This is a genomic window from Bradyrhizobium cedriense (assembly GCF_054602315.1).
The window spans coordinates 572,014-596,017 of the sequence record NZ_JBTSWB010000005.1; the positions used below are offsets into that span (position 1 = coordinate 572,014).

Here is a 24,004-nt window from a genome sequence, read left to right on the forward strand (position 1 = left end):
CCGCCATCACTGCGACAGTTTCGACTTCAGGAAATCGCGCACCAGGGCCGGCTCCACATCCTTGGCAATGACGGCCCGGCCGACCGCCTCCAGCAGGATGAAAGTGAGCTTGCCGCGCTTGACCTTCTTGTCCTGCGCCATCAGCGCCATGAGCGCGTCGGCGTCGGCGAGCCCTTCCTGCGCAAAGCCGGCGATGTCCTGCAAGCGCGTCGGCAGGCCGGCCTCGATCAGGTGGCGCTCGACACGCGCCGCGTCGGCCTCGCCGATCATGCCGAGCCGGGCCGAGAATTGCGCCGCCAGCGTCATGCCGATGGCGACGCCCTCGCCGTGGAACAGACGGTCGGAGAAGCCCGTCGCCGCTTCCAGCGCGTGACCGAAGGTGTGGCCGAGATTGAGCAGCGCGCGCTCGCCGGTCTCGCGCTCATCGCGCGAGACGACCCCGGCCTTGGCGCGGCAGGAGGTCGCGATCGCATGCTCGCGGGCCGATCCGCCCTTGAATATGTCGGAATGGTTCTTTTCCAGCCAGGTGAAGAAGGCCTCGTCGCCGAGCACGCCGTATTTGGCGACCTCCGCATAGCCGGCGCGGAACTGGCGCGGCGACAGCGTGTCGAGCACGGCGGTGTCGGCGATGACCAGCACCGGCTGATGGAAGGCGCCGAGCAGGTTCTTGCCCTGCGGCGAATTGATGCCGGTCTTGCCGCCGACGGATGAATCGACCTGCGCCAGAAGCGAGGTCGGCACCTGCACGAAATCGACGCCGCGGCGCAGGATCGCCGCGGCAAAGCCGGTGAGATCGCCGACCACGCCGCCGCCGAGCGCGATGACGAGATCGTTGCGTTCGATTTTCGCGGCGATCAGGGCTTCGCTGACCTTTTCGAGGCCCGCATAGGTCTTCGAGATCTCGCCTTCCTCGACGACGATGCGCGAGGTCGGAATGCCGCTGGCTGCAAGCGACGCCTCGGTCGGCTCGAGCCAATGTTTCGCGACGGTCCGATCTGTGACGATCGCGGTACGCACGCCCGGCCGCAAGGCAGCGACCCGTTCGCCGAGCGAGGCCAGCACGCCGCGGCCGATGACGATGTCATAGGCGCGATCGCCGAGCGCGACGTCGACATTGACGGGGTCGGAATGTTTCAACGGGGCAGTCATCGTACGGCACTCGCAACGTCGGCAGGTGGCTGAGACGCCTGCTCGCCGCAGAGATGGGCGTGCAGCGTCTCGATGCATTCCTCGACGATCTTGTCGTGCGGCACGTCGCGCGAGGCGATGGTGAGGTCGGCATTGGCATAAACCGGCTCGCGCTCGGTGAGGAGGCGCGTCACGGTGCCTTCGGGATCGGCGGTCTGGAGCAGCGGGCGATCGGCGCGGCGCCGCACGCGGCGCATGATGACGTCGTGGTCCGCCCTCAGCCAGATCGAGATGGCCTTCGCCGCGATGCGTGCACGCGTCTCCTCGCGCATGAAGGCGCCGCCGCCGGTCGCCAGCACGATCGGCCCGCCGTCGAGCAGCCGTGCGATCACGCGGGCCTCGCCGTCGCGGAAATGCGGTTCGCCATGGCGCTCGAAGATTTCGGGTATGGTCATGCCGGCTGCCGCCTCGATCTCGGTGTCGGCATCGACGAAGGGCAGCTTGAGCCGCGCCGCCAACCGCCGGCCGATGGTGGATTTGCCCACACCCATCATGCCGACGAGCACGATCGAGCGCGCACCGAGCGCCGACAGGATGTCGGCCTCAGGGGTCGCTTGTGCTGGCACCGCGGCGTCGGACATGAATCTCGCTCAACCTGCCACCAAAGGCGGCATCCTTTGGCCACCTATACGACCCCGCAGGGGGCCTCGCCAGAGGACTCTTGCCACGAAACGGCGAACATGTTGGATGATTCCATTGATTAATTTGCCCGCCCGGACCCCAGAACGATGCCCAGCCTGTTCCGCTTCCTGACGGTCGTCGCCGTGATCGCCGGCATCGTCTATGGCGTGGTGTTCGCGCTGGCGAACTTCGTCAATCCGAAGCCGCGGGAAATGACGGTGACGATTCCGCCGGATAAGTTTCTCAAGAAATAGGAGCTAGCCTCCAGGGCATGCGCACCAAGCCCTCAGATGCCAAGCTCATCGGCCTGTTCCTCGACATGCTCGCGGCGGAACAGGGCGCCGGACCCAACACGCTCGACGCCTATCGCCGCGACCTCAGCGACTTCTCGGAATTCCTGGGCCGCGTCGGCCGCAGTTTCGTGGACGCGGAAACGCAGACGCTGCGCGACTATCTCGCCGATCTCGACACCCGCGGCTTCAAATCCACCAGCGTCGCCCGCCGCCTGTCGGCGATGCGGCATCTCTACCGCTTCCTCCTGAACGAGCGCATCCGTGGCGACGATCCCGCGGCGATCCTGTCCGGTCCCAAGCGCGGCCGCGGCCTGCCGAAGGTGCTGTCGATCGCCGATGTCGACCGCATGCTCCGCCGCGCCAAGGAGTTGAGCGAGGCGGAAGATGCCTCGCCCTCGAAGCGGCTGCGCGCTCTCAGGCTCTATTGCCTGCTCGAGGTGCTCTATGCCACGGGCCTTCGCGTCTCCGAGCTGGTGGCGCTGCCGCGCTCGGCGGCCAAGCGCGACGCCCGCATGATCGTGGTGCGCGGCAAGGGCAACAAGGAGCGCCTGGTGCCGCTCAACGAGGCCTCGCGGCAGGCGATGGCGGACTATCTCGCCGCGACCGAAGCGGCAAAAGCCGACAAGCAGAACAGCGTGGCCGCCTCGAAATGGCTATTCCCCTCCTTCGGCGAGAGCGGACATCTGACGCGGCAGCATTTTGCCCGCGACCTCAAGGAGCTCGCGGTCGCCTCCGGGCTGCAGGCCCGGCTGGTCTCCCCGCACGTGCTGCGCCACGCCTTCGCGAGCCACCTGCTGCACAATGGCGCCGATCTGCGCATCGTGCAGACCCTGCTCGGCCACACCGACATCTCGACGACCCAGATCTACACCCATGTGGTCGAGGAGCGGCTGAAGAGCCTGGTGCGCGACCTGCACCCGCTGGCGGAGAAATAGGCTTGGGAGGTGCGCTCCCTCGCCCGCTTGCGGGAGAGGGTTGGGAGAGGGTGCCTCCACGACGGGACACTCCCCAAGAGGAGAAAACCCTCACCCGCGCCTTCGGCGCGACCTCTCCCGCAAGCGGGAGAGGTAAACTAACCGCCTTGACTTCGGGCGCATCTCCGCAGAAAGAGCCGGGGCCTTACGATTGATTTGGCTGGCGCCACACGAGCACACAAGCCAAGCCATTGAAGACGCTAGACTTCTTTCCGCGACCCTAACCTCGCTTCGCTCCAAGGCCCCGTCCCCCTATATTGAGTTGATGCAAGACCAGATGCGCAGCTATCTCGACTTCGAAAAGCCCGTCGCCGAGCTCGACTCCAAGGTCGATGAATTGCGGGCGCTCGCGGCGTCCGGCACCGACATCAGCGACGAGATCGGGCGGATCGAGGACAAGGCGGCGCAGGCGCTGGCCGACCTCTATCAGAACCTGACGCCGTGGCAGAAGACGCTGGTCGCGCGCCACCCGCAGCGGCCGCATTTCAACGATTTCATCAAGGGCCTGATCACCGAGTTCACCCCGCTCGCGGGCGACCGCAAGTTCGGCGAGGACGAGGCGCTGGTCGCCGGCTTCGGCCGCTTCCGCGGCGAGCCGATCTGCGTGATGGGCCAGGAGAAGGGCGATTCCACCGAGAGCCGGATCCGGCACAATTTCGGCATGGCGCGGCCGGAAGGCTATCGCAAATGCGTGCGGCTGATGGAGATGGCCGAGCGCTTCGGCCTCCCCGTGTTGTCGCTCGCCGATTCCGCCGGCGCCTATCCCGGCATCGGCGCAGAGGAGCGCGGACAGGCCGAGGCGATCGCGCGCTCGACCGACGCCTGCCTGGCGTTGACCGTGCCGAACGTCGCCATCATCACCGGCGAGGGCATGTCGGGCGGCGCCATCGCCATCACCACCGCCAACAAGGTCTTGATGCTGGAGCACGCGATCTACAGCGTGATCTCGCCGGAAGCGGCGTCCTCGATCCTCTGGCGCGACGGCACCAAGGCCCAGGAAGCCGCCAACAACATGAAGATCACCGCCCAGGACATGCTGCGCTTCGGGGTGATCGACGCCATCCTGAAGGAGCCGGTCGGCGGCGCCCATCGCGACCCCGCCGCCATGATCGCCACGACGGGTGAGGCCATCGCCAAGGCCTTCGACGAGCTCCGGGACCTCGACGGCGAGGCCATCCGCAAGCAGCGGCGCCAGAAATTCCTCGAGATCGGCCGAAAACTGGGCTGATTTGGCTTCCTTGCGGCTCCCAGACGGCGGTGCGCTCCCTCCCCCCGCCCCCGGTAACCCCGCATTAACCCTTTTTTTGCCCAAATCGGCGATCTCAGTGGTGGTTTGGCCGCGCGGTCCAAGTTCCGGCCCAGTTTAAGTCTCTGTTGACCACACCTTTGGGCCAACGCCCTCGTGATCCCCGCTCGGGTTGCGACCACATGACCCAGAGGTTAGAATTTTAATCAATGGCTTCAGGGCATAAGCGCTGGAGCGTGGTCTGAAATAGCCCGTTGACGGGTCCGGTTCGCCGGTCGGATCATGCTCCAAAGGATTTGGGGTTCGCGCTCTCTGCCCGGCACGGTGTGGGGTCCAACTTGATTTCTCGTTCGCTTGCTCGCGCGCTCTTGGCTTCGGTTGCGCTGATGACGGCCGGCGTTCTGCTGACCGGCTGCAACACCGACCAGGTTTCGCTCGCGACCAACGCCAAGGCCAACCAGCCGGTGCCGCCGAAGCTGATCGCTGCGATGGCCGAGAAGGACATGGATCTGCAATCGCCGATCCTGGTCCGCCTGTTCAAGCAGGAGGCCGAGCTCGAGATCTGGAAGCAGACCCGCTCGGGCCAGTTCGCGCTGCTCAAGACCTACCCGATCTGCCGCTGGTCGGGCGATCTCGGCCCCAAGGTGCGCGAAGGCGACCGCCAGGCGCCGGAGGGATTCTACTCGATCAATCCGGGCCAGATGAATCCGCAGTCGGCCTATTACCTCTCCTTCAACACTGGCTATCCGAACGCGTTCGACAAGGCGCTGGGCCGCACCGGCTCGCAGCTGATGGTGCACGGCGATTGCTCATCGCGCGGCTGCTACGCGATGACTGACGAGCAGATCGCGGAGATCTATTCGTTGGGGCGCGAATCCTTCTTCGGCGGCCAGAAGGCGTTCCAGCTCCAGGCCTATCCGTTCAAGATGACGCCGGTGAACATGGCGAGGCACCGGAACAATCCGAACATGCCGTTCTGGAAGATGATCAAGGAAGGCTATGATCATTTCGAGGTGACGCGGCAGGAGCCGAAGGTCGATTTCTGCGAGAAGAAATACGTCTTCGACGCGGCGAAGCCGGCTGACGCCAAGCGCGACCTGGTGTTCGACGCCTCGGCGAAATGCCCGGCCTATGTGATCCCGGAGGAGATCGCCAGCGCCGTGCGCGGCAAGCAAGCCAAGGACGAGGCGGAATACGCCAAGCTCGTCGCCAAGGGCACGCCGGTGGCGCGCATGAACACCGGCATCGACGGCGGCATGAACAAGATCTTCGCCGCGAAGATTCCGGAAGGCTCGACCGGCCTGTCCGAGGGCGCCGAAGGCACCACGCTGCAGATGTTGGCGATGGCGAAGGCGCCGGGCACGATCCCCGGCCACGTCAATCCGCCCAAGCCGAATCTCGATGCGGTGGCGGCCGCGCCAGCGCCGCAGGACGTGCCGGTCGCAGCCGTCAGCGCGCCCGCAGCCACCCGCGTCGCCGCGGCTGCGCCTGCCGAGAAACCCCAAGCCGAGAAATCGCAAGGCGGCGGCTTCTTCTCGAACCTCGGCCGCAAGATGGGCATGGGCTCGTCCGACACGACGGCGACCACGCCACCGCCGCAAGCCACCGCCTCCGTCGCCCCGGCCACCACGACGACGCCGGCCACGGCCGCGTCCCGGCTCAAGGCCGCAGTGACCCGCTTCGTGCCGGGGCATGACAAATCCAAGGATACGTCGAAGGACGCGCCAAAGCCTTCTGCCGTCGCCGCCAAGCCGGCCGAGCCGGCGAAGCCAGATACGCGCCTCGCCGCGACGCGTCCGGCGCTGAAGCCGTCCGTCTCGGATGGCGCGGGCGAAGCGACGCAGATCATGGGCGCCGCGCCAGTGGTGCAGTCGAACTCGTTCGACAGCCGGTTTGGGGCGGTGAAGTAGGGCGGCACGGCGCCCTATCCTGGCCTCATGCCGTCATTTCCGCGAAGGCGGGGAATCCAGTATTGCAGAGACAGAGTTTGTTCATCGAGACGCCGCGGCGTACTGGATGCCCCTTCGGTGCGCGGGCATGACAGGTGGGATCGGGGTGAGGACCCTGCGCCTCACTCAAAGAACGCTGCAACGTACTACGGCGCCAGATACCGCATCAGCTCCGGATTGTCCCTGACCTCGCCTGCGTTCCCCTGCAGCGCGACCCTGCCGCGGTCGAGCACGTAGGCGTAGTCGGCGACGCGCAAGGCGAGGTCGAGGTGCTGCTCGACGATGATGACGGCGATGGTCTTCGCGAGCTCGATCAGGCGCTCGGTGATCTCCTCGATCACGCCGATCCAGACGCCTTCGGTCGGCTCGTCCAGCAGCAACAGCTTGGGATCGCCCAGCATGGCGCGGCCGATGGCGAGCATCTTGCGCTCGCCGCCGGAGAGCGTGCCGGCGGGCTGGTCGAGGCGCTGGCCGAGCTTGGGGAAGATGGTCAGCACGTGATCGACTGCGTCGGCCTTCTTGCTCGCGAGCGAGCCGACCGCGAGATTGTCGCGCACCGACAGGCGCGCGAACACCGAATGCTCCTGCGGCACGTAGCCGATGCCGGCGCGGACGCGCTCCTGGGTCGCCCGGCGGCTGATGTCGCGGCCGTCGAAGGCGACCTCGCCCTTCCACGCCGGCAGCTCGCCGACGATGGTCTTCATCAGCGTGGTCTTGCCGGCGCCGTTGCGCCCGAGCACGGCGACACCGCCGCGCCAGGGAATGCCGAGGTTGATATCGAACAGGACCTGGCTCCGGCCATAGCCGGCGTCGAGATGCTTGATGTCCAAAAATTCAGGCACGGCGCAGATAGATCTCCTGGACGGCTTTGTTGGCCTGGATCTCGGACACCGTGCCCGAGGCCAGCACCTTGCCCTGGTCGAGCACGGTGAGGCGATCGCAGATGTCTCGGATGAAATCGAGGTCGTGCTCGACGATGACGAGCGAGCAGTGCTGCTTGATCGGCTGGAGCAGCTCGCCGGTGACGCGGCGCTCCTCGAGGCTCATGCCGCCGGTGGGCTCGTCGAGCAGCAACAGCTTCGGCTTGCCGGCGAGCGCCATCGCGATCTCCAGCCATTGCTGCTGGCCGTGCGACAGCGCCGCGGCTGCATCGAAGGCGCGGTCGGCGAGACGGAACTGCGTCAGCATGGTCATGACCTGGTCGTGCAACGCGCCGCGCGTGCGCGAGAACACGAGGTCGAACAGCGAGCACTGCGCCTGCAGCGCGAGCAGGATGTTATCGTAGAGCGTCAGCGTCGGCAGCACGCTGGTGATCTGGAACTTGAGGCTCATGCCGGCCCGCGCCCGCTCGGTCGGCGTGAACGCGGTGATGTCGGTGTTGATGAAGGAGACCTTGCCCTGCGTCGGCACCTCGGCGCCGGCGATGCACTTCATCAAGGTGCTCTTGCCGGAGCCGTTCGGGCCGATTAGGCCGTGAAACTCGTTCTCGCCGACGGTGAGCGCGGCGCCGTCGAGCGCGGTGAGCTTGCCGAAGACCTTCTTGATGCCGACGGCTTCAAGGAGCGGCATTGCGCTTCTCCTTTTTCGTCTCCTTGGCCTTGGCACCAAAGCTGCCGACCCGCTCGCGCTCGCCGAGCACGAAGCTGATCAGGCCGAGCGGCCGGAACAGGATCACGAGCAGCAGCAGGACACCGAGAATGATCGGCCAGATCTCGCGATAATTGTCCGACAGCCAGAAGCTGACACCCTCGACGATGATCGCGCCGATGACGGCGCCGATCAGCGTACCGGAGCCGCCGAACAGCACGTAGAGCACCACTTGCGTCGAGACCACGACGCCCACCATGTTGGGCCAGACGAAACCCTCGTGGAAGGCGTAGAGGCTGCCGGCAAGGCCGGCGACGGCGCCCCCGATGGCGAAGATGATGGCTTTCAGATGCTGCGTCTTGTAGCCGAAGAAGGCGATGCGCTGCTCGTTCTCGCGCAGGCCGGCCAGCGCCAGACCGAACTGCGAGCGTACCAGGAAGCGACAGAGCAGGTAGACGACGACGAGGATGCCGAGCACGAGATAGTAGAAGGACGGCCCTTCCGTGAACTCGTAACCGCCGAGCGACATCGGCGCGATCGAGGGAATGCCGTTCTGGCCGCCGAGATAGTACCAGCCGCGCGCGAGGCGATCCGCGGCGTAGGAGCCGGTGAGCGTGCCGAGCGAGACGAAGATCACGCTGGAGGGATGCCGTCCGAGCAGCAGGAAACCGCCAAGCAGCAGCGCGAAGGTGAGACCAATGACGGTCCCTGCCGGCAGCACCAGGAAAATGTTGGTGATGTCGAGGTCGCGCGCGAGCAGCGCCACGCCATAGCCCGCCGATCCGAAGAACAGCGCCTGGCCGAAGCTCATGATGCCGGCGTAGCCCCAGACCAGGTCGAACGACAGCGCGAACAGCGCGAGGATGATCACCCGCGTTGCGAACACCGTGAGATAGTCCTGCAACAGCAGTGGCGCGAACAGCGCCGCGAGGAGCACGAGGCCCTCCACGATCGGCAGGACTTTTCGGCCCCCCGATGCGCTTTTGGCCACCGGAAGGGCCGCTTCGCTGCCAACTTTGGCGTGGACAGCCTGCTTAGCTGCACCCATGGACTTCAGCATTTCGAATTCGACATCGTGGGATCAGTCCGCCTGGTCGTGATTCACCTCTCCCCAACGGGGAGAGATGAACAGAGAGCCTGTCGGCCGGCACAGATGCAAGCCAAACTGACGATGACCCGGCATTTGTCGTCAGCATTCCTTGGGGTCGACGAGGCCGTTGCTGCGGGCGACGATCTCGTAGTTCCCACCCTTGGCGACCGCGGTGTACATCTTCATCTTGCAGTGCCGCTTGCCCGGCACCATTTCGGCCGGTCCGCCCGGGCCTTCGGCGATCTTGGCGTGGTCGAGCGCGGCGGCGACCGATTCGCGATCGATCTTGCCGGCTTCCTTGACCGCGGCTTCCCACAGCTTCAGGCCGCGATAGGTGCCGGTGGCGGCGCTGCCGGCGGCGAACAGGAAGTTGCCGGGGAAATCCTTCTCGTATGCGGCCTGGATCTTGGCGTCGAACGGATTTTCCTTGGTCAGCACCTTGAAATAGTCGAGGCAGCTCGCGAGGCCCTCGATCTCGGCGGCCTGGTTGATGTTGAGCGTGTTCTCATCGTAGTAGACGCAGGCGAGCCGCCCGCCGTTCTTGAGGAAGCCCGCCTCATAGAGCTGCTTGAAGAACGGACCGACGCCCGGCGGAATGACGGTGTTGAAGACGACGTCGACCTTGTTGGAGATGATGCGGTTGACGGTCGAGGAGAAGTCGACCTGGTCGAGCGGGTAATATTCCTCGAACACGACTTCGCCGCCGTTGGCTTCGATCACCTTGCGGGCGTAGACGTTGAGCGTGTGCGGCCAGACGTAATTGGCGCTCGGCAGCGCGAACTTCTTGCCGCCGTTCTTGATCAGCCAGGGGATGAACTCGTCGCACTGCTGCGCCGGCGTCGGGCCGGTGCAGAACAGATAGGGCGTGCACTCCTTGCCTTCGTAGAGCTGCGGGTAGATATAGAGCGTCTTGCCGCGAGCGACGATCGGGTCCTTGATCGCGTTGCGCATCGACGAGGTGATGCCGCCGAGCACCATGTCGACCTTGTCGCGCTGGATCAGCTTTCGCACGTTGCCGACGGCGACGGATTCGTTGGACGCGGTGTCCTCGATGTAGAGCTCGAGCGGCCGGCCGAGCAGGCCGCCGGCCGCGTTGATCTCCTTGATCACCATCTTGGCGACATTGGCGTCGGCATTGCCGGCATAGGCGATCGGGCCGGTCAAGTCGGTGGCGATGCCGACCTTGATCGGTCCTTCCGCCGCATTGGCCCAGCCGGCCGGAATCACCCAGCTGCCGATGCCGGTCGCAACCGCGCCGGAAGCAAAGGCGAAATTCGAAAGAAAGCGGCGGCGTGAGAGCTGAGTGCGGTCGAACATGTGACTAAACCCCTTTTCCAGCGATGATGCCCTGCGGGCGGAATTTGATGAAGACGATGGCAAGGACGAAGACGAGCACGTCGGCGACGACGGGTGCCATCACCCAGGGCAGCGCGGCGCTGAGCGTGCCGATGACGCCGGCGCCCGCGACCGGGCCGATGAAGGAGCCGACACCGCCGACCATGACCGCGACGAAGCCCTGGATCAGGAAGCGCAGGCCGAGATCGGCGTAGAGGCTGAAGACCGGCACGATCAGCGCGCCGGCAAGCCCTGCGAGCGCGGAGCCGAACGCGAAGGTGGCGCCATACATCAAGGGCGTGGAGATGCCGGAGGCGCGCGCCAGCGACGGGTTCTCCAGCGTAGCGCGCATGCGCAGGCCGAAGCTGGTGCGCGAGAGCAGCAGGTAACAGCCGGCCATCACCAGGAGCGTGACGACGATGATGGTGAAGCGCCAGGCCGAGATGTGGATGGAGCCGATGTCGATCGAGCCGCCGATCGGCTCCGGCACGGTGAGATAGAAGCCGCCGATCAGGCCGCGCACGGATTCGCGGATGATCAGCCCGAGCGCATAGGTGCCGAGCATGGCGACGATCGGAGCGGCATAGAAGCGGCGGATGATCAGCGCCTCCAGCACGAAGCCGAGCGCGCCGACCACGAAGGGCGCTGCAACCATGCCCGTCCAGATCGGCAGGCCCTTGGCATAGGCGAGATAGGTGATGTAGGCCCCGAGCAGGACGAACTCGCCTTGCGCGAAGTTGAAGATGCCCATCATGCTGGCGATGATCCCGAGCCCCAGCACGATCAGGACGATGATCGCGCCGAAGCTCAGGATCTCGAACGCTGCGACGAACGCGTTAGCCATGCGCTGCGTTTCCGCTCGCCTGCATCGATGCGCCTCTCACATCTTCTTCCAGTCGCCGATCTGCTCGAAAGCATGCGCGGCGCGGTAGATGGTCGTTTCCTCGAACATGCGGCCGACCAGCATCAGGCCGGCCGGCAGGCCGTCGACCATGCCGCAGGGCAGCGACATCGCCGGATGATGGGTGATGTCGAACGGCGCGGTGTTGGAGATCATCTCCAGCGCGCGGGCGACGTATTCCTCGCGGCTGGCATTGGGCTCCGGCAGCTTGGTCGCCTTCATCGGCGTCGTCGGCAGCAGGAGCAGATCGTAATCCTTGAACGCCTTGTCGTAGGCCGCGGTCAGCCGGCGGGAGATGTTGAGCGCCTTGCCGTAGAAGCGCGGACCGAAATTGTTGTTGATGTAGGTGCCGAGCATCATGAACAATTTCGTGGTCTCCGACAGCGAGTCGGCCTGCCCGCGCCAGCCGCGATGGAAATCCATCAGCGAGGTCGAATAGAGATCGCCGCGGCTGAGGCCGTAGCCGTCGCCGAACATCATGGTCTGGGTCAGGCCCTCGGTCCCGATCGGGGTCCAGATCGCGCCGCCCAGGAGATGCATCGGAATCGAGACGGTCTCTACGGTGGCGCCCAGATCCTTGAAGCGCTTTGCCGCCTCGCGCACGCTTTCATTCACCGCGGCCTCTGCGCCCGGCTGCTCGAAACCTTCCTTCAGGATGCCGATCTTCATGCCCTTGACGCCCTGGCCGAGCGCCTTGGTGTATTCCTCGACCTTCGGTGCCTTGATCCGCGGATCGTAGCCGTCGTCGCCGGCAAGCACTTCGAGCAGCAGCGCGTTGTCGGCGACCGTCGCGGTCATCGGGCCGGTATGGTCGACGTAGATCTCGATCGGCATGATCCCGGTATAGGGCACAAGACCCCAGGTCGGCTTCATGCCGTAGATGCCGCAGAACGACGACGGCATGCGGATCGAACCGCCCTGGTCGCCGCCGATGGCCATGTCGACCTCGCCGAGCGCGACCACGACGCCCGAGCCCGAAGACGAGCCGCCGGCCGAGTAACCCATCTTGTGCGGATTGTGCACCGGCCCATAGGAGCCGGTGTGGCTGCCGCCGGACAGGCAGAAGTGCTCGCAATGCACCTTGCCCTTGATCTCCGCGCCGGCATCCAGCATGCGCGTGACGATGGTGGCGTCGAAATCGGGCATATAGCCTTCCAGCGTCGACGAGCCGTTGGTCATGGGAACGCCGGCCAGCATGATGTTGTCTTTCAGGGCGACGGTCTTGCCCTTGAGCTTGCCGCTGGCGGCACCCTTCACGGTCGACTTGCGATACCAGGCATTGCGCGGATTCTCCTCGGCTGACGGCCGGTAGCCCGGCGTGCGCGGATATTTCACCTCCGGCACCTCGTCCGGCATCGCGGCAACGAGATTGTAGGCTTCGATCGAGCCCTGCATCAGGCCGCGGAATGAGGTCACGTCGTCGTCGGTCAGCGAAAGGCCACACTGCTCGGCGACACTGCGAAGTTGGTCGGGCGTGGGAAGGACAACTGTCACGGCGCTCTCCTTGAAGGCTTCTTGATTCCTGGCGTGGACGGAAGCCTTTCGCTCTCACCTGCACGGCGCGGGCCAACCGGCTTCACGACGTTACTAGAGACAGAAATATTTTCCTTTTCAAGTATAATTTCGCAACGCCGCTGCGGCGTATCGGCAAAGGGCGCTCAGAGCGTCTTGATGATCCTGAAGTCGAGACCGTCGGCCTCGGCAAGGTACATCGGCATCTCGGCGCGGCCATCGCGAAGAGTCACCGGACCGCGGCCTGCCGAGTAGACCGTGTTGCGCGCGGCCTTCAGGAGCGCACGAAAGGCCAGCGAGCCGGCACGGGTGGCCACGGATTCGAGGAAGCGCAGCCCCTCATAGTTCGATTGGCCGACCGAGCCGACCGGCGGCGCATTGGCGCCGAACATGGCTTCGTATCCGCTGAGGAACTCGTCGTTGGCGCGCGAAGCCATGCAGTTGAAATAGCCGGAGGCGCAGAACAGATTTTCGGTGTTGTCGGCGCCGATGCCGAGCAGCACGGTCTCGTCCATCGCACCCCCGAGCCGCAGCGTCGAGGTGGCAAGGCCCGCTTCCGCGAAGGCGCGGTTGAAGGTGATGCTGTCGGTGCCAATCAGGGAGATCAGCACCACGTCCGGCTTGGCGGCGCGGATGCGCGCCAGATGCGGCTCGTGATTGTCCTCGCCGACCGGGACGAACTCCTCGCCGACGACCTGGCCGCCCGCTTCCTTGATGTAGCGCTTCACCGCGCGATGCGACTGCCACGGCCAGACGTAATCGCTGCCGATCAGGTACCAGCGCGCCGCCTTCTTGACCTCCGCGAGCCAATGGATCGACGGTCGGCTCTGCCAGCGCGGCGTCTCGCCGATCGCCATGACCCCCGGGGTGCGCTCGCCGCCTTCATAGACGGGGGTGTAGATATAGGGGATGCGGTTACCGGTGACCTTGCGCAGCGCGACGCGGACGGCGCTGATGTGCGATCCCATGATGAGATCGACCTCGTCGAAGGCAATCGCCTGCTCGGCGCGGCGAACCACCTCGTCGATCGGGCCGCCGGAATCGTAGATCGACAGCTCCAGCTCGCGGCCCAGAATGCCACCGCGCTTGTTGATCTCGGCGACCGCCAGCATCGCGCTGTTGGTGGAACTCGGGCCCCATATCCCGGGCGACCCGGTGAAGGTGAGAAAATTGCCGATACGCAGCTTGTTGCGCGCGCCCCGCCGCTTCATGAAATGCGCATCGACCGGAGACAGGTCGAAGTCCGCCGCCGATGACGACAAATTCCTGAACAGCAGGGACGGCGGCAACGCCGGGCCGCCGTGAGCCGGGAACTTTACCGTCGCGCGCACGCCAACTCCTGTCTGACACCAGACCTGAAAGCACATTGAGCAGGCGGTCGCGGCTTCCGCCCTTTTGTTGGGCAATGATCCTATTTTGAAAACATTGAATATTCAACAATTGAAGTGCATATAGATGCAGCATTGATTGCAAGACATTCACTCATTTGGGTCAAGACGAAGTCTTAGCCGTGGCAAAACCGTCGAAAGAAAACTCCCCCATCACCGAACACCTGGCCTACCTGCTCGCGCAAGCCAACCGCGAAATCAACCGGCAGCTCGAACTGCGGTTGAGCAAGGAGGGCGTGCCGGTCGAGCAATGGCGCATCCTCAAAGTGCTGTCGGACGGCAACGGCCATTCGATGGGCGAGCTTGCGGATGCCGTGCTGCTCAACCATCCGACATTGACCAAGATGATCGACCGCATGGTCTCGGACACGCTGGTGTACCGCGTGCAGGATCCGAACGACCGCCGCAAGGTCCTGATGTTCATCTCCGACCGCGGCAAGGTGCTGTGCAAGAAGCTCAACTCGCTCGCGGTGGACCAGGAGGAGCACATCCTGGAGAGCTACGGCGACAAGTCGACGAGCGAATTGAAGCGGCTTCTGGAGAGCCTTATCGACAGCTCGAATTGAGTCGACAGCTCGGATTGAGGTGCGGCTGGGCGGGCCGAAGGCCGATCATGACACGCGGCGTGGCGGAACAAAAAGCGGAACTGATGGTTGATCCCGGGCGCGTACGGCCGTGAGGAGCCAATCCACCGAGCCGGGCCCGTCTGTTTGAGGCCACCCACGGGTCGCGAATGACACGCTCAGTATTGATCGTCGAAGACGAAATCTTCGTCGCCAGCGATATTGCCCGCATCCTGGAAGACGCGGGCTATCGTGTCGCTGCGATCGCTGCGGATCGCAAGGAGGCCCTGGAAGCAGGGCCCAGGGCGCAGATCGCGCTGGTGGACGTCAATCTGCGCGACGGGTCGACCGGGCCGCAGATCGCACTCGACCTGTCGCGCACCTACGGAACCAAGATCGTCTACGTCACCGCAAATCCCGCGCAGATCGCGCCCCGGGCGGAGACCGCGATTGGATTCATCCGCAAGCCCTTCAGCGATGATGCGATCCTGACCGCGGTTCATCACGCCGCCGGCGAGGTGGCTCGGCCCCGTTCCCCCGACGTCACGTTCTTTGCGGCAGCGGCCGGCTCATCGAGGCCTTTGGAATCGTAGCCACGGCTCGCAGCCCCTCCGGTTTCCAGGCGTATGAGATCGCCCCGCCGAGCTGGTTCGACATGCTCAAGGCGATCAGCCTGGAGCCGAAGCCTTCCACGGCCGGCGCCGCCTCGACTCGCGGACCGCCGCGTTCCGTCCACGCAATGACGACATCCTCGTCCGCCACGCTGATGTCGATGGCGACGCGTCCCTCCAGCGTCGAGAGCGCGCCGTACTTCGCAGCGTTGGTCGCCAGTTCGTGGAACGACAGCGCCAACGGCGTTGCGGAGCGGTCGTCGATGCGAAAATCACCGCCGGTGATCGCAACCCGCTGCGCCTCCGACTGATAGGCCGACAGAAGCTGCTCCAGGAGGCCCTTGAGGGTTGCCTGCGTCGAGGTCGGCTGCGATCGGGCGCTGTGCGGACGCACGAAGTCGTGCGCCTTGCCGAGCGACATGATGCGTGAACGCAGCTCGTCCGCCAGCCCCTTGAGCTCCGGATGCGTGCGCGTCGACAGGCCGATCAGCCCGTTGATCACGGAGAAGATGTTCTTGATGCGATGGCTCAGCTCCTGGCTGATCATCTCGCGCTGCTCCATCAGCAGCTTCTGCTCGTGGATGTCGGTGCAGGTACCGAACCAGCGGGTGATGTTGCCTTCGGCATCGCGAATTGGCAGAGCGCGTCCGAGAGTCCAGCGATAGTTGCCCTCGGCATTCCTCAAACGGTATTCGATCTCGTAGGGCTCGCCGGTTCTCAGCGAATGCCGCCAGCGCTCCCAGGCCGCGTCCTGATCGTCGGGGTGGAACATCCCGTTCCAGCCCTCGCCGTCGGTGGAGCCCTCCGGCACGCCCGTGAATTCGTACCATCTGGCATTGTAGTAATCGTGGTGACCATCGGGCAACGTCGACCACACCATCTGGGGCATGGTGTCGGCCAGAATACGAAATTTCTGCTCGGTCTCCGACAGCGCCTGCTTTGCGACGGCCTCGCTGGCCTGCTGGATTTTCGTCTTCTTGCGGTGCCCCATCGCGCCCATGACCTGGGAGGCCATGACCCGCAGACCCTGCTGCTGCAGCGGCGTCAGGCCCGGCCTGGGCACGCGATCGATGACGCAGAGCGAGCCGAGCGGAAACCCGTCCTCCGTCACGAGCGGCGCGCCGGCGTAGAACCTGATGAACGGGTCTCCCGTCACCAGGGGATTTTCGGCGAACCTCGGATCCCTGGTCGCATCGGGCACGACCATCAGGTCGGAGCCCAGCATGGCATGCGCACAGAACGAGGATTCGCGCGGCGTTTCGGAGACGTCGAGGCCATGTTTGGCCACGAAGCGCTGCATCGTGTCGCCCACCACGCTGACGAGACAGATCGGCACGTCGCACAGAGCCGCCGTGAAGGACGTCAGTTCGCCGAAGCCCGCCTCATCGGCGACGCTTTCGAGATCGTGCGCCTCGAGAATTTCGGTTCTCGACGGCATGAGATTGTCTGCGGAACTCATGAAAAGGTCTTAACCCCGCGCCAGCGCAGCCATCATCAAGCGACACCCCATCATCGCCGGCGGTGTGGCGGCCTACCCCCGCTAAGCCGTCCCGACTTGCACCCGATCGTCGGAGTTGGTCAGGCAGCGGCGGACGACATCGTCCTTGCTTGCGAGACGAGCGCACGTCCCCGCAAGGTCACGACATGACAACAACATTTGTTAAAGAGGGTTCCGCCAATGCCTGCGGCGCTGGCGCCGCAGCAGCAATGGAACCAAAGCGAGCCGGCCGGCAGCCCGGCCGATGCTCGGGCTAGGCATACCTGCCGTGGCAGTGCTTGTACTTCTTGCCCGAGCCGCACGGGCAGTCCTCGTTGCGGCCGATCTTGCCCCAGCTGGCGGGGTTCTTCGGATCGCGTAGCGATGCATCCGTGGCCTGGGCGCCGAGGGTGACGCTGGCAAGCGCCATTTCGTCTTCGCCGGTATTCGGGTCGAACTTATGCGCCTCCATCGGCGGCAGGACGGGAGCTTCCTGCTCCGGCGGGACGATCTCGACCCGCATCAGCTGCGCCGTGACCGCCTCACGCAAATGCGCACTCATCTCCTGGAAGAGATTGAAGGCTTCGGTCTTGTATTCCTGCAAGGGATCGCGCTGGCCGTAGCCGCGGAGGCCAATGACCTGGCGCAGATGGTCGAGCATGATCAGATGCTCGCGCCAGAGATGGTCGAGCGTCTGGAGCAGGATGGTCTTCTCGACGTAACGCATCACGTCGGGACCCCATTGCGCGACCTTGGCAGCCATGTGCTCGTCGGCGCGGGTCTCGATGCGGGAGAGCAGCTCCTCGTCGGCGATGCCCTCTTCCTTGGCCCAGTCGTCGACCGGCAGGTCGAGATCGAGCACGCGCTTCAGCTCTTCCTTCAGGCCCGCAACGTCCCACTGCTCGGCATAGGCATGCTCGGGCACGTGCTTGGCGACGAGGTCGTCGATGAAGGCGTGGCGCATGTCGGTGACGGTCTCGGCGACGCTCTCGTCCTTCATCAGCTCGATGCGCTGGTCGAAGATGACCTTGCGCTGGTCGTTCTGGACGTTGTCGAACTTGAGGAGGTTCTTGCGGATGTCGAAGTTGCGCGCCTCGACCTTCTGCTGCGCCTTCTCCAGGGCCTTGTTGATCCAGGGATGGATGATGGCCTCGCCCTCTTGCAGGCCGAGACGCTGGAGCATGCTGTCGAGGCGGTCCGAGCCGAAGATGCGCATCAGATCGTCTTCCAGCGAGAGGAAGAATTTCGAGCGGCCGGGGTCGCCCTGACGGCCGGAACGGCCGCGCAGCTGGTTGTCGATACGGCGGGATTCGTGGCGCTCGGAGCCGATGATGTAGAGGCCGCCGGGCTTCTTCACGGTCTTGGCGGGCTTGGAACCCTTCGCCGGCTCGATCTCGACGGTCTCCTCGGCCTTCAGCACGATGTCGCGGAAGTGCTCGATGTCGGCCTTGATTTGCTCGATCTTCTTGGCCTTCTCGGCCTCGTCCTCGATCCCGGCGGTCTCCTGCTGGATCCGCATTTCGAGCGAGCCGCCGAGCTTGATGTCGGTGCCGCGGCCGGCCATGTTGGTCGCGATCGTGATCGCGCCGGGCACGCCGGCTTCGGCGACGATATAGGCTTCCTGCTCGTGGAAGCGCGCGTTCAGCACCGCGAACAGCTTTGCCGGCTTGCCGGCGCGGGCCGCGGCATACAGCTTCTGCATCGCGTTTTCGCTGCCGAAATCGATCTGCTTGTAGCCGTGCTTCTTCAGGTATTCGGCGATCACTTCCGATTTTTCGATCGAAGCGGTGCCGACCAGCACCGGCTGCAGCCGAGCATTGGCGCGCTCGATCTCCGCCAGGATCGCGGCGTATTTCTCGTTCTGGGTGCGATAGACCTCGTCGTCCTCGTCCAGACGAGCGACCGGCAGATTGGTCGGGATTTCCACGACCTCGAGCTTGTAGATGTCGAACAATTCGTCGGCTTCGGTCAGCGCCGTACCGGTCATGCCGGCCAGCTTCTCGTACATCCGGAAATAGTTCTGGAACGTGATCGAGGCCAGCGTCTGGTTTTCGGGCTGGACCTGGACGTGCTCCTTGGCTTCCAGCGCCTGATGCAGGCCTTCCGAATAGCGGCGGCCGGCCATCATGCGTCCCGTGAACTCGTCGATGATGACGACCTCGTCGTCGCGGACGATGTAGTCCTTGTCGCGCGTGAAAAGCGTGTGGGCGCGCAGGGCCTGGTTGATGTGGTGCACGACGGAGACGTTCTCGACGTCGTAGAGCGACTCGCCCTTGAGCTGGCCGGCATCGCGCAGCAGCGTCTCGATCTTCTCCATGCCGGCTTCGGTCAGCGTCACCGTGCGCTGCTTCTCGTCGACGTCGTAGTCGGTCTTGTCGAGCTTGGGCAGGAAGCCGTCGATGGTGTTGTAGAAGTCGGAGCGGTCGTCGAGCGGACCGGAGATGATCAGCGGCGTGCGCGCTTCGTCGATGAGGATGGAGTCGACCTCGTCGACGATGGCGAAGAAGTGCGGGCGCTGGACCATGTCCTCGAGCCGGTACTTCATGTTGTCGCGGAGATAGTCGAAGCCGTATTCGTTGTTGGTGCCGTAAGTGATGTCGCAGGCATAGGCCGCCTTGCGCTCGGCATCGTCGAGCCCGTGCACGATCACACCGGTGGTCATGCCGAGGAAGCCGTAGATCTGGCCCATCCAGCCGGAGTCGCGGCGGGCGAGATAGTCGTTGACGGTGACGACGTGGACGCCCTTGCCGGCGAGCGCGTTGAGATAGACCGCGAGCGTTGCGACCAGCGTCTTGCCTTCGCCAGTCTTCATCTCGGCGATGTCGCCCTCGTGCAGCACCATGCCGCCGATCAGCTGGACGTCGAAATGGCGCTGACCGAGCGTGCGCTTGGCCGCCTCGCGCACGGTCGCGAAGGCGGGCACCAGGAGATCGTCGAGCGTCTTGCCGTTCGCGAGCTGCTGCTTGAATTCAGCGGTGCGCGCTTTCAGCGCCTCATCGGACAGGTTGGAGACCTCGGGCTCCAGCGCGTTGATCGCGTTGACGCGGGACTGATATCCCTTCACCCGCCGGTCGTTGGCGGAGCCGAAAAACTTGCGGGCGAGCGCGCCGATCATGCCTAGTTCCTGTGTTCGCGATTTAACCGCGTTGCAGCCGAGAAGTTGTCACCCGCCTGCCTATCAACTCACCGTGACGCTTCGCGGCGTCAGAGCCCGGACTGCGGTCATCCGCCATATGGGTGGGAATTGGGCAAGTCTGGGTTCAACGGCCAAAAACGCAGCAAAATAAAAGCCATCGCCATGGTCGCGACCGGGCAGAGATATGGCCCGGTCAGGGCCTTGTCAACGGCGGGCGCATTGCGGCTAATTCATCATTTTGACAGACTTTTCGCGTTGCCAAGCCCCCCTGAATTGGGCGAGTGTCCGCCCCGCTCGAGCAGCCCCCTGCTTCAACAAAAGGATTTTCCATGACCACCTCGTCCCCGGTAATCACCGGCCAGCGCTTCCGCCATGCATCCGCCCTGGCTGGCTGCCTCGTTCTGGCGCTGTCCCTGGCGATCGCGGGCCCGCTCCGGGCTGCCGACGATCCGGTGCTGGCGAAGGTCAATGGCGCCGAGATCAAGAAGAGCGACGTCGCCATGGCCGAGGAGGAACTCGGGGCGAGCCTCGCCCAGATGGACCCGGCGACCAAGGATGAGAACGTCCTGTCCTTCCTGATCGACATGAAGATCGTCAGCAAGGCTGCCGAAGACAAGAAGATCGCCGACAGCGAGGAGTTCAAGAAGCGCCTGGCATTCGCCCGCAACCGGCTTCTGATGGACAGCCTGCTCGCCAGCGAGGGCAAGGCCGCCACCACGCCGGACGCCATGAAGAAGGTCTATGAGGAGGCCTCCAGGCAGATCACCGGCGAGCAGGAGGTGCGCGCCCGCCACATCCTGGTCGAGACCGAGGATGAGGCCAAGGCAGTGAAGGCCGAGCTCGACAAGGGCGCCGATTTCGCCGAGCTCGCCAAGAAGAAGTCCAAGGACCCGGGCTCCGCCGATGGCGGCGACCTCGGCTTCTTCACGAAGGAGCAGATGGTGCCGGAGTTCTCGGCCGTCGCGTTCGCGCTGGAGCCGGGCAAGATTTCCGATCCCGTCAAGTCGCAGTTCGGCTGGCACGTCATCAAGGTCGAGGAGAAGCGCAACCGCAAGGCGCCTGATTTCGAGCAGGTCAAGGCCCAGATCGAGCAGTACGTGACCCGCAAGGCCCAGGCCGAGTATGTCGCCAAGCTGCGCACGGAAGCCAAGGTCGAGCGGCTGGACCAGCCGGCGGCGGGTGCATCCAAGGACGCCAAGCCCGCGGACACGGCCAAGCCGTCCGACAGCAAGATGGCGCCGCCGGCGAAGAAGTAAGAATTCGCTGTCACTTCGCTGACGCCGAGAGTATCTAAGCATCGCAATGGCCGGGCATCCCCCGGCCATCTGCATGTCCAGACCTCACCAAGGCGCCCCACGATGTCCTCCACCGTCTCCCCGCTCGCTCCCACGACCGTTCCCGACATGCCCGCGATCGCGGGCATCCGTCTTGCGACGGCCGAAGCCGGCATCCGCTACAAGAACCGCACCGACGTGCTGCTGGCGGTGATGGACAAGGGCACCGCGGTCGCCGGCGTCTTCACCAAATCGAAATGCCCGTCCGCGCCGGTGGAATGGTGCCGCGCCAAGCTGAAGGGCGGCAAGGCGCGCGCTCTGGTGGTCAATTCCGGCAATGCCAACGCCTTCACCGGCAAGACCGGCCGCGCCTCCACGGCGCTGACGGCAAAGATCGCGGCCAAGGCGATCGGGTGCAGCGAGGGCGAGATCTTCCTGGCCTCGACCGGCGTGATCGGCGAGCCGCTGGATGCGACCAAGTTCGACGGCGTGCTCGGCCGCCTCGCCGAGACCGCCGAGCCCGGCCATTACCTCGCCGCGGCCAAGGCGATCATGACCACCGACACGTTCCCGAAGGTCGCGACCGCGACCGTCAAGCTCGGCAAGGCCAAGGTCACCATCAACGGCATGGCCAAGGGCGCCGGCATGATCGCTCCCGACATGGCGACGATGCTGTCCTTCATCTTCACGGACGCCCCGATCGCGCCGGCGGCCCTGCAGGCGCTGCTCAAGAGCGGCGTCGAGGACACGTTCAATGCGGTGACGATCGACGGCGACACCTCGACCTCGGACACCCTGCTCGCCTTCGCGACGGGAGCCGCCGCCGAGCAGGGCGCGCCGAAGATCAGCCGCGCCAGCGACCCCCGGCTGAAGGCCTTCGTAAAGGCATTCAATCAGGTGCTCGCCAATCTCGCCGAGCAGGTGGCGCGGGACGGGGAAGGCGCGCGCAAGCTGATCGAGATCACGGTCGAGGGCGCCAAGACCAAGGCCTCGGCGCGCAAGATCGCAATGTCGATCGCAAACTCGCCGCTGGTGAAGACGGCGATCGCCGGCGAGGACGCCAATTGGGGGCGCGTGGTGATGGCGGTCGGCAAGGCCGGCGAGCCGGCCGATCGCGACAAGCTCTCCATCTCGTTCAACGGCATCCGCGTCGCCAAGAGCGGCGCGCGCGATCCGGACTATGACGAAGCCCAGGTGTCGGAAGCAATGAAGGCGCCGGAGATCGCGATCAAGGTCTCGCTCGGCCTCGGCAAGGGCCGTGATCGCGTGCTGACCTGCGACCTCACCAAGGAGTACGTCGCGATCAACGGGGATTACAGGTCGTAGGGCTCGAGGCAGTCGTTCCGGGGCCCGCGAAGCGAGGCCGCGCGGAATCCTGACGTCATGCAGCTCGAGATTCCGGGATCAATGCCGAGCCATTGCCCCGGAATGACGGCAAAGCCGTCAGCCCGAGAGCCTCGCGTCCGCGACCGCCTTCTTGAACAACGCGTTCATCGCGTCCGCGATGCCTTCCGTCGGGCTCACTTCGAAATACAGCCCGGTCGAGGCGCAGCTCTGCATGTTCTTCGCGATCTCGCTGTTCGGCGACGGACCATAGGGGCCGGCATTGAACGGATTGATCCAATTCATGTACCAGGTGTTGGTGGGCAGCGCGAGGTACGTCGTGTACAGCACGGCGATCTTGACGCCGCGATCCTTCATCGCCTTGCAGAGCGCAGGATTGAGCGGCGACTGGCAACGCGTGGTGCCCGAGCGCGGTTTCAGGCATGCGGTGTTGTTCTCGTCAGCGACCCCGTCGGATACGAAGAACAGATATTTGAGCGGACTGGACGACGTGCCCGGTCCGGGCGCACTGATCTGACCGTTGATCGCGGGAAATACCGCGGTGAACGGGGTGTCCTGATCGTTGTTCTCGTTCTGGCCGTTCACCGACATCAGGTCGATCTTACCTGCCGCCGTCTTGGCGCTGGAGAGAGAGGCCGACAGCGAAAACAGACTGCGCAGGCCGAGCGTGCTCGCGGAGCCGCCGAAATCGTAGATCGCCATCCTGAACTGGTTCGAATAGGTCTGGGTGGCGCTCGCCGTATCCATCAACGACTGCGTGGCGCTCCGAAGCACGTCGATCCGGGTGGTCACGCCAAGCTTCTTGGCAAGGTCGTAGTAATTGTTCTTGTCCTTGAGATCGTGGCAGGCGAAAGCGCACTTGTCCGATGTGTTGTTGACCATCTTCTGCACGTCGGCCGGCGTCGCACCGACGCCCATGGACGGCGAATTGTCGAGCATCAGATAGAAGTCGATATAGAGCGGCATGCTGGCCGTCGCCTTCGACGTGCCGGTCATGGTCAGCGCGGCCTTGCCGATCAGGCCGAGAAACATGGTGTTGATGGTGGCGCTGAACGCAACGGTCGAGGTGACGGTCGAGCCGGACTTGACGACCGTGGTCGTGAGGCTGGTGAGCTTGTAGTCGGACAGATTGGCGCGATTGGCGTTGAAGATGTTCTCGGCATCAGTGACGCCAACGGCAATCGAGCCGTCCGAAGTCATGGCGCCGGCCGCCTTGAACGCCGGGGAAGCCTTGGCGATCGAGCCGACACTGGCGGCGTCGGCCGCGGCCTGAAGCTTGGACCGGGCGTGGGTCGCGCGCGAATAGTCGACGGCGCAGCCGACGGCGCTGATCAAGGGAACGCAGGACAGCGCGAAAATGACCGCGATATTCCCGCGCCGGTCATGGACGAACCGGTGGATGATGGTGGAAATCGCTGCGCGCATGACTCGGTCCGGAGTGGTTTGATTGTTCCACTCTAGGAACCGCCGATTAAATATGACTTATGGAGACCCCAGAACACGGACGGCAATGGG

General features: G+C 64.7%; 20 protein-coding genes. 8 read left to right on the plus strand and 12 right to left on the minus strand.

Annotated features, from left to right (window positions below; all coding sequences use genetic code 11):
* Positions 1-6 precede the first annotated feature (6 nt).
* Positions 7-1,149 (minus strand): 3-dehydroquinate synthase, encoded by a 1,143-nt coding sequence (gene aroB / locus ACYCVF_RS23955; RefSeq protein ID WP_459603644.1) that lies wholly within the window; start codon positions 1,147-1,149, stop codon positions 7-9.
* Entirely contained in the window at positions 1,146-1,769 is a 624-nt protein-coding gene (locus tag ACYCVF_RS23960) for a shikimate kinase (RefSeq protein ID WP_459603643.1), read from the minus strand. The genes aroB and ACYCVF_RS23960 overlap by 4 nt, the downstream gene beginning before the upstream one ends.
* A gap of 147 nt (positions 1,770-1,916) precedes the next feature.
* Between ACYCVF_RS23960 and ACYCVF_RS23965 the strand changes: the two genes are divergently transcribed.
* The 4 genes from ACYCVF_RS23965 (at position 1,917) to ACYCVF_RS23980 (ending at position 6,232) form a co-directional block, all read left to right on the plus strand.
* A complete protein-coding gene (locus ACYCVF_RS23965) occupies positions 1,917-2,063 on the plus strand; it encodes a hypothetical protein (protein WP_035669499.1) in 147 nt (48 codons plus the stop codon).
* 17 nt (positions 2,064-2,080) lie between these two features.
* A complete protein-coding gene (gene xerD, locus ACYCVF_RS23970; protein ID WP_459603642.1) occupies positions 2,081-3,037 on the plus strand; it encodes a site-specific tyrosine recombinase XerD in 957 nt (318 codons plus the stop codon).
* A gap of 304 nt (positions 3,038-3,341) precedes the next feature.
* A complete protein-coding gene (locus tag ACYCVF_RS23975) occupies positions 3,342-4,304 on the plus strand; it encodes an acetyl-CoA carboxylase carboxyltransferase subunit alpha (RefSeq protein ID WP_459603641.1) in 963 nt (320 codons plus the stop codon).
* A 404-nt stretch (positions 4,305-4,708) separates the two neighbouring features.
* The gene (locus ACYCVF_RS23980; RefSeq protein WP_459603640.1) at positions 4,709-6,232 is read left to right on the plus strand and encodes a L,D-transpeptidase family protein; all 1,524 of its coding nucleotides are present in this window, start codon (positions 4,709-4,711) and stop codon (positions 6,230-6,232) included.
* A 185-nt stretch (positions 6,233-6,417) separates the two neighbouring features.
* On the opposite strand, the gene ACYCVF_RS23985 is transcribed toward ACYCVF_RS23980, so the two are convergent.
* From ACYCVF_RS23985 to ACYCVF_RS24015, 7 genes are all read right to left on the minus strand, one after another.
* Positions 6,418-7,113 (minus strand): branched-chain amino acid ABC transporter ATP-binding protein, encoded by a 696-nt coding sequence (locus ACYCVF_RS23985; RefSeq protein WP_061023328.1) that lies wholly within the window; start codon positions 7,111-7,113, stop codon positions 6,418-6,420.
* A complete protein-coding gene (locus tag ACYCVF_RS23990; RefSeq protein WP_459603639.1) occupies positions 7,106-7,840 on the minus strand; it encodes an ABC transporter ATP-binding protein in 735 nt (244 codons plus the stop codon). The genes ACYCVF_RS23985 and ACYCVF_RS23990 overlap by 8 nt, the downstream gene beginning before the upstream one ends.
* On the minus strand, positions 7,827-8,918 hold the full coding sequence (locus tag ACYCVF_RS23995) for a branched-chain amino acid ABC transporter permease (RefSeq protein ID WP_459603638.1): 1,092 nt from the start codon (positions 8,916-8,918) through the stop codon (positions 7,827-7,829). The genes ACYCVF_RS23990 and ACYCVF_RS23995 overlap by 14 nt, the downstream gene beginning before the upstream one ends.
* Before the next feature lie 129 nt (positions 8,919-9,047).
* The gene (locus ACYCVF_RS24000) at positions 9,048-10,265 is read right to left on the minus strand and encodes a substrate-binding protein (RefSeq protein WP_459603637.1); all 1,218 of its coding nucleotides are present in this window, start codon (positions 10,263-10,265) and stop codon (positions 9,048-9,050) included.
* A 4-nt stretch (positions 10,266-10,269) separates the two neighbouring features.
* Positions 10,270-11,127: a branched-chain amino acid ABC transporter permease gene (locus ACYCVF_RS24005; RefSeq protein ID WP_459603636.1), complete on the minus strand. Its 858-nt coding sequence runs from the start codon at positions 11,125-11,127 to the stop codon at positions 10,270-10,272.
* A gap of 36 nt (positions 11,128-11,163) precedes the next feature.
* Positions 11,164-12,678 carry an amidase gene (locus ACYCVF_RS24010; protein WP_459603635.1) on the minus strand — a complete coding sequence of 505 codons (1,515 nt, stop codon included), beginning with the start codon at positions 12,676-12,678 and terminating at the stop codon, positions 11,164-11,166.
* 164 nt (positions 12,679-12,842) lie between these two features.
* On the minus strand, positions 12,843-14,027 hold the full coding sequence (locus ACYCVF_RS24015; protein WP_459603634.1) for a substrate-binding domain-containing protein: 1,185 nt from the start codon (positions 14,025-14,027) through the stop codon (positions 12,843-12,845).
* Positions 14,028-14,206: 179 nt separating this feature from the next.
* Between ACYCVF_RS24015 and ACYCVF_RS24020 the strand changes: the two genes are divergently transcribed.
* Together ACYCVF_RS24020 and ACYCVF_RS24025 are read left to right on the plus strand one after the other, a co-directional pair.
* Positions 14,207-14,650: a MarR family winged helix-turn-helix transcriptional regulator gene (locus ACYCVF_RS24020; protein ID WP_025576502.1), complete on the plus strand. Its 444-nt coding sequence runs from the start codon at positions 14,207-14,209 to the stop codon at positions 14,648-14,650.
* A gap of 167 nt (positions 14,651-14,817) precedes the next feature.
* The gene (locus ACYCVF_RS24025) at positions 14,818-15,240 is read left to right on the plus strand and encodes a response regulator (protein ID WP_459603633.1); all 423 of its coding nucleotides are present in this window, start codon (positions 14,818-14,820) and stop codon (positions 15,238-15,240) included.
* Here the strand turns inward: ACYCVF_RS24025 and ACYCVF_RS24030 are convergent.
* Both ACYCVF_RS24030 and secA read right to left on the minus strand, forming a co-directional pair.
* Entirely contained in the window at positions 15,191-16,717 is a 1,527-nt protein-coding gene (locus tag ACYCVF_RS24030; RefSeq protein ID WP_459603632.1) for a sensor histidine kinase, read from the minus strand. The genes ACYCVF_RS24025 and ACYCVF_RS24030 overlap by 50 nt on opposite strands.
* A 292-nt stretch (positions 16,718-17,009) precedes the next feature.
* Positions 17,010-19,850, minus strand: coding sequence for a preprotein translocase subunit SecA (secA, locus tag ACYCVF_RS24035; protein WP_459603631.1), 2,841 nt, complete (start codon positions 19,848-19,850; stop codon positions 17,010-17,012).
* Between the two features lie 350 nt (positions 19,851-20,200).
* Here secA and ACYCVF_RS24040 point away from each other — a divergent pair, with 350 nt between their 5' ends.
* Together ACYCVF_RS24040 and argJ are read left to right on the plus strand one after the other, a co-directional pair.
* Complete coding sequence (locus ACYCVF_RS24040) at positions 20,201-21,127, plus strand: peptidylprolyl isomerase (protein WP_459603630.1); 927 nt, start codon at positions 20,201-20,203, stop codon at positions 21,125-21,127.
* Positions 21,128-21,229: 102 nt separating this feature from the next.
* Positions 21,230-22,471 (plus strand): bifunctional glutamate N-acetyltransferase/amino-acid acetyltransferase ArgJ, encoded by a 1,242-nt coding sequence (argJ, locus tag ACYCVF_RS24045; protein ID WP_459603629.1) that lies wholly within the window; start codon positions 21,230-21,232, stop codon positions 22,469-22,471.
* 117 nt (positions 22,472-22,588) lie between these two features.
* Here argJ and ACYCVF_RS24050 read toward each other — a convergent pair whose 3' ends face one another.
* A complete protein-coding gene (locus ACYCVF_RS24050; RefSeq protein WP_459603628.1) occupies positions 22,589-23,914 on the minus strand; it encodes a TadE/TadG family type IV pilus assembly protein in 1,326 nt (441 codons plus the stop codon).
* Positions 23,915-24,004 lie beyond the last annotated feature (90 nt).